This window comes from Streptomyces sp. NPDC051320, from assembly GCF_040682175.1.
Classification (GTDB): domain Bacteria; phylum Actinomycetota; class Actinomycetes; order Streptomycetales; family Streptomycetaceae; genus Streptomyces.
The window spans coordinates 109695-129692 of the sequence record NZ_JBFBAL010000016.1; the positions used below are offsets into that span (position 1 = coordinate 109695).

13 protein-coding genes are annotated in these 19998 nt (G+C 66.3%); 9 read left to right on the plus strand and 4 right to left on the minus strand.

Annotated features, from left to right (window positions below):
* Positions 1–28 precede the first annotated feature (28 nt).
* Positions 29–1423 (minus strand): gluconate:H+ symporter, encoded by a 1395-nt coding sequence (locus AB0M87_RS28845; RefSeq protein ID WP_365858044.1) that lies wholly within the window; start codon positions 1421–1423, stop codon positions 29–31.
* Positions 1424–1465: 42 nt separating this feature from the next.
* Positions 1466–1975 carry a gluconokinase gene (locus tag AB0M87_RS28850; protein WP_365858046.1) on the minus strand — a complete coding sequence of 170 codons (510 nt, stop codon included), beginning with the start codon at positions 1973–1975 and terminating at the stop codon, positions 1466–1468.
* Between the two features lie 147 nt (positions 1976–2122).
* On the opposite strand from AB0M87_RS28850, the gene AB0M87_RS28855 reads away from it, so the two are divergent.
* The 4 genes from AB0M87_RS28855 to AB0M87_RS28870 all read left to right on the plus strand — a co-directional run bounded on the left by AB0M87_RS28855 (position 2123) and on the right by AB0M87_RS28870 (position 6170).
* Positions 2123–2824, plus strand: a complete 702-nt coding sequence (locus tag AB0M87_RS28855; RefSeq protein WP_365858048.1) for an FCD domain-containing protein — start codon at positions 2123–2125, stop codon at positions 2822–2824.
* Between the two features lie 115 nt (positions 2825–2939).
* Positions 2940–4382, plus strand: a complete 1443-nt coding sequence (locus AB0M87_RS28860; RefSeq protein WP_365858050.1) for an amino acid permease — start codon at positions 2940–2942, stop codon at positions 4380–4382.
* A 70-nt stretch (positions 4383–4452) separates the two neighbouring features.
* Positions 4453–5541: an S-(hydroxymethyl)mycothiol dehydrogenase gene (locus AB0M87_RS28865; RefSeq protein ID WP_365858052.1), complete on the plus strand. Its 1089-nt coding sequence runs from the start codon at positions 4453–4455 to the stop codon at positions 5539–5541.
* Positions 5541–6170, plus strand: a complete 630-nt coding sequence (locus AB0M87_RS28870) for an MBL fold metallo-hydrolase (RefSeq protein ID WP_365858053.1) — start codon at positions 5541–5543, stop codon at positions 6168–6170. Before AB0M87_RS28865 ends, AB0M87_RS28870 begins: the two co-directional genes overlap by 1 nt.
* 74 nt (positions 6171–6244) lie before the next feature.
* On the opposite strand, the gene AB0M87_RS28875 is transcribed toward AB0M87_RS28870, so the two are convergent.
* Both AB0M87_RS28875 and AB0M87_RS28880 read right to left on the minus strand, forming a co-directional pair.
* Positions 6245–6481, minus strand: a complete 237-nt coding sequence (locus AB0M87_RS28875; RefSeq protein ID WP_365858054.1) for a DUF397 domain-containing protein — start codon at positions 6479–6481, stop codon at positions 6245–6247.
* Entirely contained in the window at positions 6481–7341 is an 861-nt protein-coding gene (locus tag AB0M87_RS28880) for a helix-turn-helix transcriptional regulator (protein WP_365858055.1), read from the minus strand. Before AB0M87_RS28880 ends, AB0M87_RS28875 begins: the two co-directional genes overlap by 1 nt.
* Before the next feature lie 201 nt (positions 7342–7542).
* Here AB0M87_RS28880 and AB0M87_RS28885 point away from each other — a divergent pair, with 201 nt between their 5' ends.
* From AB0M87_RS28885 to AB0M87_RS28905, 5 genes are all read left to right on the plus strand, one after another.
* Entirely contained in the window at positions 7543–8001 is a 459-nt protein-coding gene (locus tag AB0M87_RS28885) for an ATP-binding protein (RefSeq protein ID WP_365858056.1), read from the plus strand.
* The gene (locus AB0M87_RS28890; protein ID WP_365858057.1) at positions 7995–8339 is read left to right on the plus strand and encodes a hypothetical protein; all 345 of its coding nucleotides are present in this window, start codon (positions 7995–7997) and stop codon (positions 8337–8339) included. Before AB0M87_RS28885 ends, AB0M87_RS28890 begins: the two co-directional genes overlap by 7 nt.
* Positions 8340–8774: 435 nt before the next feature.
* Positions 8775–12428, plus strand: a complete 3654-nt coding sequence (locus tag AB0M87_RS28895) for a LamG-like jellyroll fold domain-containing protein (RefSeq protein WP_365858097.1) — start codon at positions 8775–8777, stop codon at positions 12426–12428.
* 225 nt (positions 12429–12653) lie between these two features.
* The gene (locus AB0M87_RS28900; protein ID WP_365858059.1) at positions 12654–19517 is read left to right on the plus strand and encodes a polymorphic toxin-type HINT domain-containing protein; all 6864 of its coding nucleotides are present in this window, start codon (positions 12654–12656) and stop codon (positions 19515–19517) included.
* Positions 19486–19974 (plus strand): hypothetical protein, encoded by a 489-nt coding sequence (locus AB0M87_RS28905; RefSeq protein WP_365858061.1) that lies wholly within the window; start codon positions 19486–19488, stop codon positions 19972–19974. Before AB0M87_RS28900 ends, AB0M87_RS28905 begins: the two co-directional genes overlap by 32 nt.
* Positions 19975–19998 lie beyond the last annotated feature (24 nt).

Below are 19998 nucleotides of genomic sequence, written 5' to 3' on the forward strand. Positions count from 1 at the left end.
ACGGACGGTGGACGGGACGGCGGGCTGCCTAGACGATCAGCGACAGCAGCAGGATGAAGATCATGGAGACGACGGAGATGATCGTCTCCATCACCGACCACGTCTTGATCGTCTGCCCGACACTCATCCCGAAGTACTCCTTCACCAGCCAGAACCCCGCGTCGTTGACATGGCTGAAGAAGAGGGAACCGGCACCGAGGGCGAGCACCAGCAGCGCCACGTGCGAAGACGACATGTCGGCGGCGAGCGGAGCGACCAGACCGGCGGCGGAGACCGTGGCCACCGTCGCGGAGCCGGTCGCGAGACGGATCACCACGGCGATCAGCCAGGCAAGCAGCAGCGCGGGGATCGACCAGTCCTTCGAGACGTCCAGGACCATCTGGCCGACGCCGGTGTCGATCAGGGTCTGCTTGAAGCCGCCACCGGCGCCGACGATCAGCAGCACACCGGCGATTGGGGCGAGCGACTTCTCCGTGGTGGCCGCCAGCCGGCCCTTGGTGAATCCGGCGGCGCGGCCCAGCGTGAACATGGCCACCACGACCGCGGCGAGCAGGGCGATCAGCGGTGAGCCGATGACGTCGAAGACACGCTGGACGGTGTTGGCCGGGTCGTCGATGACGATGTCGACGAGTGCCTTGGCCAGCATCAGCAGGACGGGCAGCAGCACGGTGCCCACGGTGGCGCCGAAACCCGGCAGCTTCTTGAGCTCGTCGGAGGCGCGCTCCGGAATCATCCGGTCCGGCGGCTGGATGTCGACCCAGCGGGCCGCGTACTTCGAGAAGACCGGGCCCGCGATGATCACGGTCGGGATGGCGACGACGAGGCCGAACGCAAGGGTGAGGCCGAGATTGGCGTGCACGGCGGCGATAGCGACCAGCGGGCCGGGGTGCGGCGGGATCAGGCCGTGCATCACGGACAGACCGGCCAGCGCCGGGATGCCGATCCGCATCAGCGAGAAGTTGCCGCGCTTGGCGACCAGCAGGACCACCGGAATCAGCAGCACGATGCCGATCTCGAAGAAGAGCGGCAGGCCGACGATGGCGGCGATCAGCACCATCGCCCAGGGCATCATCCGCCGGCTCGCCTTGGCGAGGATGGTGTCGACGATCTGGTCGGCGCCGCCGGAGTCGGCGAGCAGCCTGCCGAGGATGGCGCCCAGCGCGATCAGTACACCGACGCTCGCGGTGGTGGAGCCGAGGCCCCCGGAGAAGCTGGTGATGACCTTGTCGAGCGGGGCGCCGGCCACCGCCCCCAGCACGAGCGATCCGATGATCAACGACAGGAACGCATGCAGCTTGAACTTCGTGATGAGCAGAACGATGACGGCGATGCCCGCGAGGACGGCGATCCCCAGCTGCGCATGGCCGGCCGAGGATATCGGCTCGACGTCCGCTGCCAGGATCTCAACGCTGAGACTGGACACGGTGGATTCCTTTGACTCGTACGGTGGGGACGGGGATGGGCGCTACTGATCGAGGCGGCGCAGCGCCGCCACGGCCCGCTCGGTGATCTCTGCGGGGGTTCCGGAGATGTCGACGGCCACACCGGGCTCGTCATCGCCCAGCGGCTGGAGCGTGGCGAACTGCGAATCGAGCAGCGCGGTGGGCATGAAGTGGCCCTTGCGCTCCGTCATCCGCTCCTCGATCAGCTTCCGGTCGCCGGTGAGATGGACGAAGACGACACCAGGGGCCTCGGCCCGCAGCCGGTCCCGGTAGGCACGCTTGAGCGCCGAACTGCTGACCACCCCACCGCGCCCCGCGCGGCTGTGCGCCCACTGCCCTATGGCGTCGAGCCAGGGCCGGCGGTCCGCGTCCTGCAGAGGCGTGCCGGCCGACATCTTGGCGATGTTGGCCGGCGGGTGGAAGTCGTCGCCCTCGGCGTAGGGAACGCCCAGCGCTTCGGCCAGCAGCGGACCGATCGTGGTCTTGCCGGTCCCTGCCACGCCCATCAGGACGACGACTCGGGGGGTGCTCATCGGTGGTGCCTCGCTGTCTTCTTCGGCGCTGTCTTCATCGACGCGGGTCCGTGGCGCAACTGAAACTCATTGGTACGACGTATTCAAGAGGCTGTGACATAAAAGTCATACTTAATGGCCGGCGACTGGGCCCCGTAGGCTGTCGCCATGACCACTCAGGGCCGGGGGCTGCACGCCCATGTGCTGGAGAGCCTCGGGCCGGCGATCACCTGCGGGGAGTATCCGCCGGGGAGCGTGCTGCGGACCGACGAACTCGCCCAGCGCTTCGAGGTGTCCCGCACGGTGATCCGCGAGGTGATCCGCGTCCTGGAGTCGATGCACCTGGTGGAATCCCGGCGCCGGGTCGGCGTCACCGTGCGGCCGACCGAGAATTGGAACGTCTACGATCCGCAGGTCATCCGCTGGCGGCTGGCCGGCACCGACCGCCCGCACCAGCTGCGGTCACTGACCGTGCTGCGCTACTCGGTGGAGCCGGTGGCCGCCGGGCTCGCCGCACGGAACGCCAGTGCCGAACAGTGCGCCGAGCTCACCGAGCGGGCGCTGGGCATGGTCGCCACCTCACGCGGGCACCAGCTGCCCGCCTACCTCGTGCACGACATCGCCTTCCACCGGTTGGTGCTGCGCGGATCGGGCAACGAGATGTTTGCCAAACTCGGCGATGTGGTCGCGGAGGTCCTGACCGGTCGCACGCAGCACCAGGTGATGTTCGAGAACCCCGACCCGGCGGCCGTAACCTTGCATGTGCAGGTCGCTGAGGCCGTTCGGGAAGGGAATGCAACGCGCGCCGAGGAACTCACCAGGGAGATCGCGGTCGGCGCGCTGAAGGAGCTCGACGTCCTCGCACCCTGACATATGGTGTTTCAAACGTTATGTGACAAAGATTTCAATCGGTTCTCGTGCCCGGTGCGCCCCTCTACGCTGTCGCCTTGATCGACCGGTTCCCCCACGTAAGGCGAAGCACCACATGAGTGACCGCACCATCACGGCGGCAGCCCCATCCCCCCACGTCGATGCCGGCGATCAGGGCTACAGCAAGGACCTCAAGTCCCGTCACATCAACATGATCGCAATCGGTGGCGCCATCGGCACCGGACTCTTCCTCGGTGCGGGTGGCCGTCTGGCCGGCGCGGGCCCCTCCCTCGCCATCGCCTACGCGGTCTGCGGCGCCTTCGCCTTCCTCGTCGTACGGGCCCTCGGCGAACTCGTCCTCTACCGCCCGTCGTCCGGCGCCTTCGTCAGTTACGCGCGCGAGTTCATGGGCGAGAAGGGCGCCTTCGCGGCCGGCTGGCTCTACTTCCTCAACTGGTCGACCACCGCCGTAGCCGACATCACGGCCGCCGCCACCTACGCCCACTTCTGGGCGATGTTCAGCTCGGTCCCGCAGTGGGTCTGCGCCCTGGTGGCACTCGCCGTGGTGCTCACCGCGAACCTGATCTCGGTGAAGTACTTCGGCGAGATGGAGTTCTGGTTCGCGATCATCAAGGTCGCCGCGCTGATCGTCTTCATGTGCATCGGGATCTTCCTGGTGGTCACCCAGCACTCGGTCGACGGACACACGCCCGGCCTCGCCACCATCGGGGACCACGGAGGCTTCTTCCCCCGGGGTGTGATGCCGATGATGCTGGTCATCCAGGGCGTCGTCTTCGCCTACGCCTCGGTCGAGCTGTGCGGTGTCGCCGCCGGCGAGACCGAGAATCCCGCGAAGATCATCCCCAAGGCGATCAACTCCATCATGTGGCGGGTCGGCATCTTCTACGTCGGTTCGGTGGTCCTGCTGGCGCTGCTGCTCCCGTACACCGCGTACTCCGACGGGCAGAGCCCCTTCGTCACCGTGCTGGCCAAACTCGGCGTCCCCGGCGCGGCAGGCGTGATGAACCTGGTCGTGCTGACGGCGGCGCTCTCCAGCCTGAACTCCGGGCTCTACTCCACCGGCCGCATCCTGCGCTCGATGGCGCTGTCCGGTTCCGCCCCCCGGTTCACCGGACGGCTCAACAAGGGCCAGGTGCCCTACGGCGGCATCCTGCTGACCGCGGGCTTCGGCGTGCTGGGCGTCATCCTCAACTACCTGGTGCCCGGCAAGGCCTTCGAGATCGTCCTCAACTTCGCCTCCATCGGCATCCTCGGCACCTGGGGCATGGTCATGCTCTGCTCGCTGCTCTTCTGGCGGCGTTCCCGGGAGGGACGGGTCAGCCGTCCGGCCTACCGGCTGCCCTGGGCTCCGTACACCCAGATCGTCACGCTGTGCTTCCTCGCCGGTGTGGCCTTCCTGATGTGGTGGGGCGGCGGCGTGGGCCGGACGACCATCGAGTGCCTTCCGCTGATCGCCGCAGCTCTGGTCGGCGGCTGGTTCGTGGTTCGCGGCCGGGTCGCGGCCGTCGCGGCGGAGCGCCCGGGCCTGGAAGACTGACCGGCCTGGGAGAGTGCCTGACAGACTGGGGCGACAAAACCGCCCGGTGACACGGAAGGCTGTTGACGGCATGACGCAGCAGGTCCAGGGGGTCGTGGCCCCCGGCAAGAACGAGCCGCTCCGCGTGGAGACGATCCTGGTCCCGGATCCGGGACCAGGGGAGGCCGTGGTGAAGATCCAGGCCTGCGGGGTCTGTCATACCGACCTGCACTACAAGCAGGGCGGGATCAACGACGACTTTCCCTTCCTGCTGGGCCACGAGGCGGCCGGAATCGTGGAGGCGGTGGGAACCGACGTCACCGACGTCGCCCCCGGCGATTTCGTGATCCTCAACTGGCGTGCCGTGTGCGGCCAGTGCCGGGCCTGCCTGCGCGGCCGGCCGCAGTACTGCTTCGACACGCACAACGCGAAGCAGAAGATGACCCTGGCCGACGGAGGCACCGAGCTCTCTCCCGCCCTGGGCATCGGCGCCTTCGCCGAGAAGACCCTGGTGGCCGCCGGGCAGTGCACCAAGGTCGACCCTTCGGTCTCGCCGGCCGTCGCGGGACTCCTCGGCTGCGGGGTGATGGCCGGCATCGGAGCGGCCATCAACACCGGCCAGGTCGGACGCGGCGACTCGGTCGCGGTCATCGGCTGCGGCGGAGTGGGCGACGCGGCCGTCGTCGGGGCACGGCTCGCCGGAGCTGCCCGCATCATCGCCGTCGACATCGACGACAAGAAGCTGGCCACCGCACGGAAGATGGGCGCGACCCACACCGTCAACTCCCGCACCACGGACCCGGTCGAGGCGATCCGGGAACTGACCGGCGGTTTCGGCGCGGACGTGGTGATCGAGGCGGTGGGCCGCCCGGAGACGTACAAGCAGGCCTTCTACGCCCGCGATCTGGCCGGCACCGTCGTCCTCGTGGGCGTGCCGACCCCCGAAATGCGACTGGAGCTTCCGCTGCTCGACGTCTTCGGCCGCGGTGGGGCGCTCAAGTCGTCCTGGTACGGCGACTGCCTGCCGTCCCGCGACTTCCCGATGCTCATCGACCTGCACCAGCAGGGCCGCATCGACCTCGGCGCCTTCGTCACCGAGACCATCCGGCTCGACGAGGTGGAGAAGGCCTTCGAGCGGATGCGGCAAGGCGATGTGCTCCGCTCGGTGGTGGAGTTCTGATGGCCGCCCGTATCGACCACCTCGTCACCTCCGGCACCTTCTCGCTCGACGGCGGCAGCTGGGACGTCGACAACAACGTCTGGATCGTCGGCGACGACGACGAAGCGATCGTCATCGACGCTGCCCACGACGCCGCCGCCATCGAGGCCGCGCTCGCCGGGCGTACGCTGCGCGCGATCGTCTGCACCCACGCGCACAACGACCACGTCGACGCCGCTCCCGCGCTCGCCGACGCGACCGGGGCGCCGATCCTGCTGCACCCCGACGACCTGCCGCTCTGGAAACTGACCCACCCGGACCGGGCCCCCGACGGTGAACTGTCCGACGGGCAGACCCTGTCGGTCGCCGGTACGGAGCTGACCGTGCTGCACACCCCGGGCCACGCCCCGGGCGCGGTCTGTCTGTACGCCCCGGCGCTCGACACGGTCTTCACCGGGGACACGCTCTTCCAGGGCGGACCCGGCGCGACAGGGCGCTCCTTCTCGGACTTCCCGACGATCGTGGCGTCCATTCGTGACCGGCTGCTGACGCTCGATCCCGCCACCGTGGTCCGTACCGGTCACGGCGACCCGACCACCATCGGCGCGGAGGCCCCCGGCCTGCCGGAGTGGCTGGGACGGGGCCACTGAGCTGCGGAACGTCTTGGGGGTGCCCGCCGGTCCGGTCGGTCGGTCCGGCGCGCACCCCGGCGCTCGGGGAGCTGCTACGTGAGGAGGAAGTCGGCCTGCCCCGACTTGGCGCCCTGGATGAACGCAGCCAGCTCACCCGGTGAGTAGATGAGAGCGGGGCCCTCCGGATCGGCGGACTGACGCACGGCGACCCGGCCGTCGGACAGCTTCATGGCTTCTACGCAGTTGCCTCCGTTCCCACCGCTCCACGGCTTGTGCCAGCCTTCGGCGCCGAGATCCCCGGCAGGCATGCCGTTGTATATGTGCTTCATTACAGCTCCTTGCGGAAATCTCTGAGGATCTCCTTCGTGCGTTGTGCTGTGGCGGACATCGCCGCCATGCGGTCCATGACCTCGAGGTGGGCAGCCACTTCTTGGCGCGCGTCGAGATAGACGGCGCCGGTCAGGTACTCGCTGTAGACCATGTCGGGCAACTCGGGTACGGCAAAGCGGAAGAGGACGAACGGGGCGTACGTCCCCGGGTGGTGACCGGCGCTGAACTCCGCGATCTGCAGCGTGACGTTCGGCAGATCCGCTGCCTGCAGCAGCCGGTCGACCTGCCCCCGCATGACGGCGGGACCTCCGGCGTGCCGGCGCAGGACCGTTTCGTCCATCACCACCCAGAACGCCGGCGCGTCGGGCCGGCTCAGCAGGGACTGACGCTCCATCCGCAGCGCCACATGCCGGTCGATGTCCTGCGGGCTGGTCTCCCCGACGGCGCCGCTCCGCATCACCGCCCGTGCGTAGACCTCGGTCTGCAGCAGCCCGGGCACGAAGTGCGGCTCGTACGCCCTGATGAGTGCGGCGGCGCCCTCCAGGCTGACGTACATGCTGAACCAGTCGGGCAGGATGCCGTGGAAACGCTGCCACCAGCCGGGCTGATTGGCCTCCTCCGTCAGTTCGATGAAGGCATCCGCCTCCGCTTCGTTGTTTCCGTAAGCCTTCAGCAGTAACTGCACGTAGGGGATCTTCAGCGCCACCTCGGCCGTCTCCATCCGGCGGATGGTGGCCGGCGCGACCCTGAGGACCTTGGCAGCCTGCTCGCGACTCAGACCGGCTCGCTCGCGCAGTTCCTGCAAGCGCTTTCCGAGCACGACCTGGCCGACGGTCGGGGCGGACCGCGGCTCACTCAACTGAGACCTCCACATGGGCAGTTGTTCAGCAGTGTGCCATGTCCATCCAATCGGGGAAACGCCACTCTGTACTTTTCAAAGTGCCTCTTGCCAAGGTGTCCGTGACGGAGGACAGTAGAGCGGTGAAGCAGTTGTGCGACTGGCGTGCGCCCGTGGGGGAAGGCGCGGCAGTCGTCGTTCCCCCACCGTGAGGATTCGGTTGTGGCTCCAGGCACTGCGCTCGTCCCCCAGCTCATCGATCGGTGCCCCGACAGTGACATACGGCGCTACGTATTCGAATTACCGGCACGCACCGATTCCGTCGCCCGCGCCCGCCGCCTGACACGGAATCGGCTCGCCTGCTGGGACTTCTCCGAGGACACCAGCGACACCGCGCTGCTGATCATCTCCGAGCTGGTCACCAACGCGGTTGTGCATACGGCCGGGGACCACGTCGCCTGTGAACTGCGCGCCGCCGGTGGGCAGTTGCGCATCGCCATACAGGATCAGGGCCATACCTCCGGGGGACCGCAGCTCTGTCTCGCGCCCGAGGGCGAACACGGCCGTGGCCTGCTCCTGGTCGACGCGGTCAGCAGCGCATGGGGTGTGCGGGAAGCGATCCACGGCCCGGGCCGACTGGTCTGGGCGGAGCTCCCGCACGACACGGGGCGGCCGTGCTGAGGACCGCGCTCGCGCGCGTCCCCACCCTCTCCACCCCGCTCGGCTGCGACGCCGTGGGGGTGCCCGACCACCACGGCTTCCGGCTGCTGGCCCGGCTGCCCAAGCCCGGCTGTGTCTTCGTCGACGACGACTGGTGGTGGTGGATCGTCCCGGCCGGCTCGGACCTCGAACTCGCCTGGCCGCCCCAGGTGCGCTACGCCCGCGGCGCCCGCGTCTCGGGGGCGCGTCCCCGCCTGCTGCACTGGCCGCAGGACCCGCTGCCGTACACGCCGCCGATTCCGCTGTACTTGATGGTCTGCCAGCTGACGGGGGCGGTGCCGGAGTGGTCGGGCCAGTAGCAGGACGGCCCGCGCTGTGGATCCTCAGCCCGCTGGGCCTCCGTCGCTTGCGGTAGATCAGTCGCCCGGAATGGGCCTTAACCGTCGATGTCGGCTATGAGTTGATCTTTGGTGATACATGCAACCCGCTGGGATTTCCGCAAGGTGGAATCGGGTTTCTTGGTCAACATGTGACGTGGATTTCAACTCCCTTATTGCGCAAGCGAGTTGGTTGGACCGGCACGCCTGCAGCGCGTGAGCTCGCGGTTCCTCTCCTTGACGGTGCGTAACGCACAGTGTTTCCTTCCGGAGTCTTTGAAGATTCTGTGGCTCTGGGGGCGGGGTTCTGTGACGTCGGTGTGGGGTAGTCGTGTCGTCGGACGGTACGGGGGGCGTCGGCGGCGGGATGCTCTGAGCGTCACGGTGACCGTGTTCGCGACGGTGTGTGCGGTGCTGGTGGGGCCGGTGTCCGGGGCGGGGACTGCGTCGGCGGCGGATGCCCCGGTGTTGACCGAGGGGCAGCAGGCGCTGGCGGCGGCGGAGAAGTCGGGTCAGCGGGTCGAGGTGCTGGGGGAACGGACGGATCGTTCGACGGTCTTCGCCAATCCGGACGGTTCGACGTTCACGCTGGAGCAGTCGACGGTCCCGGTGCGGGTGGCGAAGCCGGACGGTGGCTGGCAGGCGCCGGATCCCACGCTGGTGAAGCGCGCGGATGGGACGGTGGGTCCGAAGGCCGCCGCGGTGGACATGTCGTTCTCGGGTGGTGGCAGCGACAGGACGCTGGCGCGGATCGCGGATGCGGGGAAGTCGTTGGCGCTGTCGTGGCCGGACAAGCTGCCGGTTCCGGTGCTGGATGGTGCGAGCGCGGTGTATGGGGATGTGCTGCCGGACGTCGATCTGAAGGTGACGGCGACGGCGGAGAGTTTCCAGCATGTGTTGGTGGTGAAGTCGGCGCAGGCGGCGGCGGATCCGGGGTTGAAGAAGCTCGAGTTCGGGCTGAAGACGTCGGGGCTGAAGGTCGAGTCGGGTGCGGCGGGGAATCTGTCCGCGGTGGACGGGAACGGCAACACGGTGTTCCGTGCGCCCCCGGCGCAGATGTGGAACTCGGCAGGCCAGTCGGGCACTGACCAGTCGGGCACGGCGGCTCAGCCTGCGGGTGGGGTTGTCCGCCGGAGCGTCGCGTCCGCGAGCGTGACGGAGAGCGCTGCGGGCAGTGCGACGCCGGGTGATCCGTCGGAGAGTGCCGCATCGGGTTCGGGTTTGCATCCCGGTCAGGGTGATGACGTGGCGCGGATGGATGTGCAGGTTTCGAAGGATGCTTTGTCGGTGGTGCCGGACGCGCAGATGCTGCAGACGGCGAGCAGCGGTGATTTCCCGGTGTTCATCGACCCGACGGTGACGTGGGGGGAGTCGGAGCGCACTTTGTTGCGTTCGGACGGCTATGAGTCGTACGGGTGGGGTAACGGGAGCGATGACCGGGGGATGGGCGCCGGTAAGTGCGGTACCTGGTCGGGTTATTACTGCGGGCCGGGGTATGTCCAGCGTTTGTATTTCGAGTTCTCCCCGTCCAGCCTCAAGGGGAAGAAGGTGCTGGATGCGACGTTTCGGGTGACGGAGCCGTGGGCGTTCCAGTGCTCGCCCCGGACGGTGGACCTCATCCGTACCCCGGACAACATTTCCTCCTCCACCACGTGGGCGTCGCGTCCGCAGGGCGGCTGGGACACGATGGTCGACCGGTCGGTGTCGGCCGGGCGGGGGTCGTTGTGTGATCCGGATTCTCCGGACGCGCCGATCGAGTTCAACGACAGCCCGAGCGAGCCGAACGAGAACCTGACGCCGACCGTGCAGAGCTTTGCTGCGGGTAAGTTCTCCCGCCTCACGCTGATGCTCAAGGCGCATGACGAGACGGACACCAGCGCGTGGAAGCGGTTCAAGAACGACGCCGTGCTCTCGGTGGACTTTGTGGGCCTGCCGGCGAAGCCGTCCGGGATCGGCGTGAACGTGGGCAACAAGCCGGTGTGTGAGACGAGCGCATCGGACCCGCTGATCACCTCGGATCCGACGCCGGCGCTGATGGCGACCGCCCAGACCGCATCCGGCGGTGAGAAGGACGCACAACTGCGCATCTACTTCGACGTTGACCAACTCGACGCCACTGGAGCGTGGAAAGACAGCCCGGAAACCAACGGAGACCTACGCCCGTCGACGGGCTACGTGGGCGACGGGGCGCATGTGACCCTGCCGTGGTCGACGTTGGCCGAAGGCACGCTGTACCGCTACCGAGCCTGGGTGCGCTCCTACTACGACGGGAGCAAGTACCTGGCCGGCCCCTCCAACGCCTCAACGACCGGCTGGTGCTACTTCAAAGTCGACCCGGCACGCCCGCACGGTCCGACGGTGAAGGTGGGGACCCCGTACACGGAGTGCACATCGGCTGCGTGCGTGCCGGGGGGCGGCCCGGGTATGAAGGGGACGTTCACTTTCACCCCGGCTTCGGTTGACGGTGATGTGACGGGCTATGAGTACAAGCTGTCGTCCTCGGCGGCGTGGGTGTCGGCGGGGAGCGGGACCAGCGTGTCGGTGACGCTGACACCGCAGGATGCGGGCACGGAGCGGTTGTACGTGCGGGCCCGGGACAGTATCGGCTGGGGTGCGCAGAGCGTGGTGGACTTCCTGGTCGCCGCAGGCGCCGGGCCCATCGCCCAGTGGCACTTCAACGAAGGTTCAGGGGTTGCGGTTGATTCCGCCACGGGCAGCGGCGCGGGTGGTCATGACGCGACGCTGGCCGGGGGCGCAGTGCGTGATGACCGGGGGCGGCGCGGGCTGATCACCAAGGACGTTAACGGTGCTTCGCTGGCGACGCCGGTCACGGACAAGGGTCTGAAGCTGGACGGCAGCAGCGGGTACGCGGCGACGAGCGGGCAGGTGCTGGAGACTCGGTCGTCGTACACGGTGTCGGCGTGGGTGCGGCTGGAGGACGGTTCGAGGAATCGGACCATTGTCAGCCAGGACGGTGTGCACCGCAGCCCGTTCTACCTCGGTTATGAGCAGAGCGCCGGGAAATGGGATTTCCGGGCGGTGAACGCCGATGCGGCGGTGGGGACGACGTGGTCGTATCAGCGGGTGTGGTCGAAGAACAAGGCCGTACTGGGAGCGTGGACGCAGCTGACCGGCGTGTTTGACGCGTCGGCGAAGACGGTGACCCTCTATGTCAATGGTCTGCCGCAGGGCAGCGTCCCGTACACCACGGCTTGGGCGGCAACGGGGCCCCTGCAGATCGGCCGCACGCATTGGTCCGATACCTATACCGATTACGCGGATGGCTCGGTGGATGAGGTGTCGGTGTGGCAGCGTGCTCTGACTGCCCAGGAGGCCGCCGACCAGGCTCACGTGATGACGAGTGAAAAATACGCAGGAGCGGAGCTGGTGGCGAACTGGAATCCTGCCGGCAGAAGTGGCAGCACGCTCGCTGACACGGTGTCCGGTTACGGCAAGACTCTGACCCTGTCCGGCGGTGCGTCGCTCGACGGCGAGTCGATCGTGCTCGACGGCACGGACGGGGCGGCTACCGCCACGGGTCCGCTGGTCGATGACACGGGGTCGTTCACGGTGACCACGCTGGCGGCCCTGGACAGCGAGAAACTCGCGGCGAAGGACATCGGGTACACCGGTCAGGTGTTGGGTCAGCGGACTGCTGACGGCTCCGCTTGGGGTCTGTGGTTCGAACTGACGGGCAAGAAGACGGTCGTGGACGAGGGCACCCTTGAGGAGAAGATCGTCCCGGTCGGTAAGTGGCACTTCGGGCGCCTCAACAGTGACGGAACATTCAGCTCGGTGATCTCGGACGACGTCGCCGAAACGGACGGCCCGGTCCGATTGGCCGGTGTGTTCGATGCGCAGGCGGGGACGATCAGCCTCGACGTGGGGCGCGTGCAGAACGACGAACCCAAGGTGTTCACCGCTGCTGCTGGCGTGGGCGATTTCGCGGTCGGCAAGGGCTACACCGGCGGGGGCTGGGGTCATTATCTGCCGGCGCGAATCACCGATGTGAGGGTGTGGGCTGGGGCGATGGCCAGTCCGGAGCAAATCGAGGAGACCGTGGGCGACTGACGCGTAAATGACTGCTGATCGACGGATACGTGGCCGTCGATCAGCGGTCCGGCCGGGCGGCCGTACGGAATGGCGTGGACTCTTTGTTTCCGGACTGGGTGGGGCGGGGCGTAACTGATGGCTTTCGGCAGAGGCACTTCGAGACACGGGCTTGGCGACGAGCTCTGGCGCAGAGCACGGTCGGTAGCAACGGCGGTGTCGTTGGCGCTGGTGATTCCACTGGGTGTGGCACCTTTGGCGCACGCCGCCCCCGATGGGCTGGGGCGCCCGGATGTGCCCACCCAGCGGGTGAGCAAGGTCAGGGCTGTCACCGGTCTCGGTGCGAAGAAGGCCCGGGCACGGGTCGCGAAGGACAAGAAGGCCAACGCCGCGCTCGCGAAGAAGGCGACCGCGGAGCGGAAAACGTCATGGCCCAAGCCTGGCCAGGCGAGTCTCGATCTCACAGCAACCAAGGCGGTCTCGACGAAGGCAGGCGGCCTGTCGGTGACGCTTGCCGCACCGAAGACCAAGTCGAAGGCGAAGCCCCCAGTCGATGCATCGGGTTCGGCACTTGTCCGAGTACTGGATCAGAAGGCGGCGCAGAAGGCCGGCATTACCGGTGTACTGCTGACGGCGTCGGCCGAGAAGTCCGGCCAGGCTCAGGTGAGTATTGACTACGGCCCGTTCGCCGGTTCCCTGGGTGGTGGCTGGGGTGGACGGCTCCATCTGGTCGAGTTGCCGGACTGTGTGCTGACGACGCCGCAGAAGAAGGCGTGTCGCACGCAGACGCCGGTGACGTCGCACAATGACGTCGGCGCGCACACCGTGACGGGGACGGTTGCTCTCGTGCAGGGCAGCAGTGGCCTGTCCACGCAGACGGTCGGCGGGGCGACGGTCCTTGCACTGACCGCAGCAACTTCCGGCGGTTCCGGTACGGGGGAGAACCCAGCGGGCACGGGGAACTATTCGGCGACGAAGCTGGCGGCATCCTCGGCATGGCAGGCGGGCGGCAGTTCTGGAGCGTTTACCTGGTCCTACGGCTTCACCTTGCCGCCCGCAGCTGCTGGGCCCACACCTTCGCTGTCACTGTCCTATGACTCGGGTGGTATCGACGGAGAGACAGCGACGACCAATAATCAGGGCACTGCGGTAGGTGAGGGGTTCGGTCTCGCCGAGTCGTACATCACTCGCCAGTACGGTTCCTGTGACGGCGATGGTCATGCGGACGTCAACGACGAGTGCTGGAAGTACGACAACGCGCGTCTGGTGCTCAACGGCAAGTCGACCCGTCTGGTCAAGGACAACGACAGCGGCCAGTGGCGGCTCGAGGGCGATGACGCGTCGAAGGTGACGCGCTCCACCGGCGCGGACAATGGTGACGATGACGGTGAGTACTGGACGGTCACGACCGGGGACGGCACCCAGTATACGTTCGGTCTGAACAAGCTGGATGGCGCCGGTACCCAGCGGACGAACTCCGTGTGGACGGTCCCCGTCTTCGGCGACGACTCCGGCGAGCCCGGCTATGCGAAGGGTGATGCGTTCGCGGATCGTGCGCTCACGCAGGGGTGGCGGTGGAACCTCGACTATGTCGTGGACCCCGTGGGGAATGCGGCGACGTACTGGTACGCGAAGGAATCCAACTACTACAAGAAGAACAAGGCGGCGACGGCCAACGCGTCGTACACGCGTGGCGGGTACCTGACGGAGATCAAGTACGGGCTGCGCAAGGGTGCGCTGTTCACCGATGACGCGGACGCGAAGGTGTCCTTCTCCTACGCGGAGCGGTGCACGGCCTCCGACTGCTCCAGCCTGACCAAGGACACCGCCGACAACTGGCCTGATGTGCCTTTCGACTCGATCTGCTCCAAGGACGACACGGACTGTGACGCCTCCGGACCGACATTCTTCAGCCGCAAGCGCCTGACCGACATCGACACCTACTCCTGGGCCGCGGACACGAAGACCTATACGCCGGTCGACTCCTGGAAGCTGACCGAGCAGTATCTGGATGGCGGTGACATCGGGGACAGCTCCGACCAGGTGCTGACCCTGAAGTCACTCACCCATACCGGCAAGGCCGGCGACACGGCTGTCACGTTGAAGCCGGTGTCGTTCACGTACCAAATGCGCCCGAACCGGGTGGATGCCACAGACGACATTCTTCCGTTGACCCGCCCGCGAATCTCGACGATCACCTCTGAGACAGGCGGGATCACCTCGGTGACCCTCTCGGCGCCGGAGTGCAAGCGCAGCGAAGTCCTCGATGCCCCGCAGGACACGAACACCCGCTCGTGCTATCCGCAGTACTGGCACATCAACGGTGCCAAGGACGCCGCGGTGGACTGGTTCAACAAGTACCGTGTCGAAGACGTCCTGACCTCCGATCCCACAGGCAACAACGAGGCCGTCGAGAACGCCTACTCGTACGCGGGCGCGGCCTGGCACTACAACGACGACCCCTTCACCCCCAATGACGAACGAACCTGGTCCGACTGGCGCGGCTACGCCCAGGTCACCTCCTACACCGGGGCGTTGAAGACCACACGCTCCAAAACGGTGTCCTTGTACCTGCAGGGCATGGACGGCGACAAGAAGAAGGACGGCACCACCCGCGCCGTATCCGTGGCCCCGCTGTCTTCCCCCAGCCTGGGCATCTCCGGCTACAAGGACAGCGACCAGCTTGCCGGGAAGCTGCGCGAGCAGGTCACCTACGACGGCACCACCGCGATCGCCGCGACGATGAACGACGTGTGGTCGAAGGAGACCGCCCGGCAGAGCCCCCCGGATGCGGGCGATCATGTGGCCCGCTACGTCCGCAACCAGCACGCCTACAGTTACACCTACCTGAGCGCGTCCAAGACATGGCGCTCGAGCATGGTCTCCACCGCCTACGACAGCTACGGCATGCCCGACCTGGTGGCCGACTACGGCCAAATCGGCAAGGGCGGAGACCAGACCTGCACCCGCACCTGGTACGCCCGTAACACCGCTGCGGGTATCACCGCTCTGGTCTCACGCAAGCGGACCGTCGCCGCCGACTCCTGTTCGGTCAAGGACACCAGTCTCAGCATGCCCGCGGCCTCCGCCACGCGAGGCGATCTCATCTCCGACACGGCCACCGTCTACGACGACGCGGATGCCACGAGCTGGTCGGCGACGCAGAAGCCCACTCAGGGGCAGGTGACATGGACCGGGCGGGCGACGGGTTACGCGGCCACCGCCGGGTCGGACGGCCTGCGGGCGCCGACCGGTTGGCAGACCACGGCCACCACCACCTACGACACGCTGGGCCGCCCACAGAGCATCACGGATGCTGAAGGTCACGCGAACTCGACCGCCTATACGCCCGCCGACGCGGGGCCACTCACCAAGACCATTATCACCGACCCCAAGGGTTACCGGTCGGTCACCTTCCTCGACCCGCGCCGGGAGCTGCCGCTGCGCAGTTACGACATCAACCTGAAGAAGACCGAGCAGGCCTATGACGCGCTCGGCCGCCTGACGGACGTATGGCTGCCCAACCGAGTCCGGGGGGCTGGGTATGCTCCAAACAGCACCTTTGCTTATCACATCGACAACACGAAGCCGTCGTGGGTGTCGACGGGGAGTCTCAAGAAGGACGGGGACACCTACAACACGACGTATGCGCTGTTTGACGCGTTGTTGCGGCCGTTGCAGACACAGTCGCCGACCCCGCAGGGCGGGCGTCTGCTGACCGATACCCGCTACGACTCGCGGGGCCTCGCGTATGAGACGTACGCTGACGTCTTCGACAACACCAGCACACCCAACGGCACCTACACGCGCGCTGAGTACGGCCAAACACCCGACCAGACCGAGACAGTCTTCGACGGTGCGGGACGGCCGACGACGAGCACCCTGGTGACGTACGGGGTGAACAAGTGGTCCACGACCACGAGTTACACCGGAGACTCCACCGCCACCACCGCCCTCCAGGGCGGCTCCGCCACCCGCGCCATCACCGACATACGCGGCCAGACCACCGAGACCCGTGAATACTCCGGTGCGAGCCCCACCGACACGGACTTCGGCGGGACCCTAGGAACCTCGTACACGTCGACGAAGTCCGCCTACGGCCTGGACGGCCAGCAACTGTCCGTAACAGGCCCGGACGGCGCCAAATGGTCCTACGGATACGACCTTTTCGGCCGCAACATCAGTGCTGACGACCCGGACAAGGGCAAGTCGACGACTGCCTACAACACGCTGGACCAGGTGGTGAAGTCCACCGATTCGCGCGGCAAGTCGATCCTGAGCGCGTATGACGAGATGGGCCGTGCCACCGGCACTTGGGACGGCGCGAAGGACGACGCGCACCAGCTGACCGGATACACCTACGACAGCATCCTCAAGGGACAGCCGGCTTCCTCCACCCGCTACGTCGGTGGCAAAACCGGCCAGGCCTACACGACGACCGTCACGGCCTACGACAGCCTCAGCCGGCCCTCCGCTAACCAGCTCACGCTCCCGTCCACTGACCCGTTCGTCAAGGCGGGCGAACCGTCCACGCTGAACTACGACCGCTACTACAACATCGACGGCAGCCTCCAGCAGAACAAGGAACCCGCCCTCGGCGGACTGTCCTCCGAGATCGTCGACTACACCTACGACGAACTCGGTGACCTCACCCGTGTGGGAGGCCTCACCGGCTACCTCCGTGACGTCGACTACTCCGCCCTCGCCCAACCCCAGCTACTGACCCTGGGCACCGGCGGAACCGGCAACAAGAACATCTACGTCGCCGACACCTACGAAGAGGGCACCGGGCGTCTGACCCGCAGTAGCGTCACCGACCAGACCCACCCCTACATGCTCCAAGACCTCAACTACAGCCACGACCAGACAGGCAACGTCACCGCCATCTCGGACCCCATCACCCTCGGCGGGACCAGCAGCGCGGAAACCCAGTGCTTCACCTACGACGGCCATCAGCGCCTGACCCAGGCCTGGACCCCCACCACCCAGAGGTGCGACACCGCCCCGAGCGCCAGCACCCTGTCGGGGCCGGCTCCGTACTGGAACTCCTACACGTACAACCCATCCGGCCAGCGCCAGAGCGAGACCGTCCACGAGGCGGCCGGTGAGACGAAGACGACGTACTGCTACACCGGCGCCCAGCCGCACACACTCACCGGCACCACCACCAAGACGGACTGCACGAAGCCCGAGAAGGCCTACAGCTACGACAAGACCGGCAACACGACCAACCGCCCCGGCACTACAGGCACGCAGGCCCTCGTCTGGTCCGACGAGGGCGATCTCGCCAAGGTCACCGAGGACGGCAAGGCCACCGACTACCTCTACGGCGCCGACGGCAACCTCCTCATCCGCACCACCCATGACGGGGAACGCGTTCTGTACGCAGGGGCCACCGAGCTCCACCTCAAAGCCGACGGCACCACCTGGGCCCAGCGCTACTACTCCGCAGGCACCACAGCCATCGCGATGCGCACCAACCAGTCAGGCAAGGAACTACTCCGCTACCTGGCAGGAGACAACCACAACACCTCCAGCCTCGCCATCACCTCCGACGACACCCAGGCCATCACCAAACGTCACATGGACCCCTTCGGAGCCGAACGCGGCAAACCCGTCGGCCAGGCATGGCCGGACGACAAGGGCTTCCTCGGCAAAACCAACGACAGCACTACCGGCCTCACCCACATCGGCGCCCGCGAGTACGACCCCACCACCGGCCAATTCATCAGCGTCGACCCGCTCCTGCAAACAGGCATGCAGCAGACGCTGAACGGCTACGCCTACAGCCACAATAATCCGGTCACCGATGCAGACCCCTCCGGACTCGGTAATGCGGATTGCATGACCGGAGTCGTCACCGGCTGCACCGGTGGACTTCCCGATCACGACTCCGTTTATCATCCCAATCGAGAAAACCGCCCCTGCGCCTGGAATTGCAACATAGATACCCCGCGGCAAGAAGGTGGTACGAGTAATTCCTACGAAAGGGACGGAATCGATAGAAATTCGGACGGCCGGATCTCGATCGCTCCAGCCGTTGACGTATCGGCCGACTGGAAATACGCCCAAAGGTTCACCAAGGAATTCATGGAGCAGGGCCTGCAACTCTGCTATGTGGGTGACCTCTCGTGTTTCGACCCGTCCGACGATATCGGAGCAAATAGTCTTGCGGTTCTGAAGTTCAACGTATGCGTAGGTATGGGCGCCCGGACCGATTGCTTTCACGAGGTCGGTGCCAGCCTGGGCGGAGCCATGGGTGCAAATATGATGATCGCGGCACAGGTGGAATACGGACCGCGCGGTAACCGGCCGGGCGTATCCGGGAAGGGCGGAGCTGGACCGTGCAGCTTCAGCCCCGATACCCCAGTGCTCATGGAAAAGGGCAAAACAAAACCGATCGGCAAAATAAAGAAGGGCGACAAAGTCGAAGCCGCCGATCCAGAGACCGGGAAACATAAGGGCCCCCGCCCAGTAACGGCCCGATGGATCAACCACGACGACGACCTCGTCGACCTCACCATCCGAAAGCAGGACGGCAGCAAGGCCGTTCTGCACACCACTTCCAAGCATCCCTTCTGGGACGACACCACCCACACCTGGGTCCCAGCCGGCCACCTCGCACGGGGGCATGCGCTCAACACCAGCAGCAACACGCACGTCTTCGTGACCGCCATCACCGTACGGGCCGGCGCCGCGAATATGTACAACCTCACCGTCCGGCAGCTCCACACGTACTATGTACTTTCTGGGGCCACACCGGTCCTCGTCCACAACTGCAACGGAGACCTTCCGGAGGGGTATACCTCTTCCCCTGCACTCGAGGGTGACCCGTACCATCCGGACTCGGTCGCTGCACGGAGTCAGCAGAACCGAGAGCTGTATGCCGGAACCGTAGGAGATCGGGCGGGGGCCCTGGGGTACAGAACGAGAATTCCCGCACAAAAGGCCCCGTTCAATTCACACGGCCAGGTGGTCTTCTCTAATGGGAAGAACTACATCACGCCTGATGTCGATGGGCATAACGTGTCGGATGGCTGGAAGATGTTCAATCGCAAGGGACAACGGATCGGAACCTATGACCCGGATCTCAACTACCTCAAGGAATGACGACTTCGTTATCGAGGTGATCGATTACCCAACCTCGGAGGGTGCGATTTCGCCGCCCTCCGAGGCGGTCGGCAGGATCAGGGTCAGTGGTTTCACGGAGACGTTTCCGATGGACCTGAGTTTCTGGACGGTAGATGAATACCACCGAAGCTGGGATGGCGCGCTGAGAAAACTTGAGGAGATCGATAATTCGACCTCATGCCTCATTGCCTCAATCACTGATCCGGCGACCAGCAACTTCATCTCCTGTTGGCCGATGTATCGCGAGGGGGAAGAGGTCTACGTGCAAAACTCGATCATCTTCCTGGATGAACTCGACGAACAGTTCAACCCGCAAGAGCCGTGGCGGTACGTCGAGCCTCGGTCCTCGGTTGACGAGGATGGAAACCGCATCTCTGAGTGGCTGACGAGCACCTCTCATGTGCGCCGGTTCCGCGAGTCTGCCTGGGGTCGATAGCAACGCGTGCAGTCGCAAATTTGA

Bases quoted from the DNA above. Each gene is read 5' to 3' on its own strand.
- AB0M87_RS28855 (WP_365858048.1), top strand. From the start codon at position 2,123: ATGACCACTCAGGGCCGGGGGCTGCACGCCCATGTGCTGGAGAGCCTC.
- AB0M87_RS28860 (WP_365858050.1), top strand. From the start codon at position 2,940: ATGAGTGACCGCACCATCACGGCGGCAGCCCCATCCCCCCACGTCGAT.
- AB0M87_RS28850 (WP_365858046.1), bottom strand. From the start codon at position 1,975: ATGAGCACCCCCCGAGTCGTCGTCCTGATGGGCGTGGCAGGGACCGGC.
- AB0M87_RS28870 (WP_365858053.1), top strand. From the start codon at position 5,541: ATGGCCGCCCGTATCGACCACCTCGTCACCTCCGGCACCTTCTCGCTC.
- AB0M87_RS28865 (WP_365858052.1), top strand. From the start codon at position 4,453: ATGACGCAGCAGGTCCAGGGGGTCGTGGCCCCCGGCAAGAACGAGCCG.
- AB0M87_RS28905 (WP_365858061.1), top strand. From the start codon at position 19,486: ATGACCCGGATCTCAACTACCTCAAGGAATGACGACTTCGTTATCGAG.
- AB0M87_RS28875 (WP_365858054.1), bottom strand. From the start codon at position 6,481: ATGAAGCACATATACAACGGCATGCCTGCCGGGGATCTCGGCGCCGAA.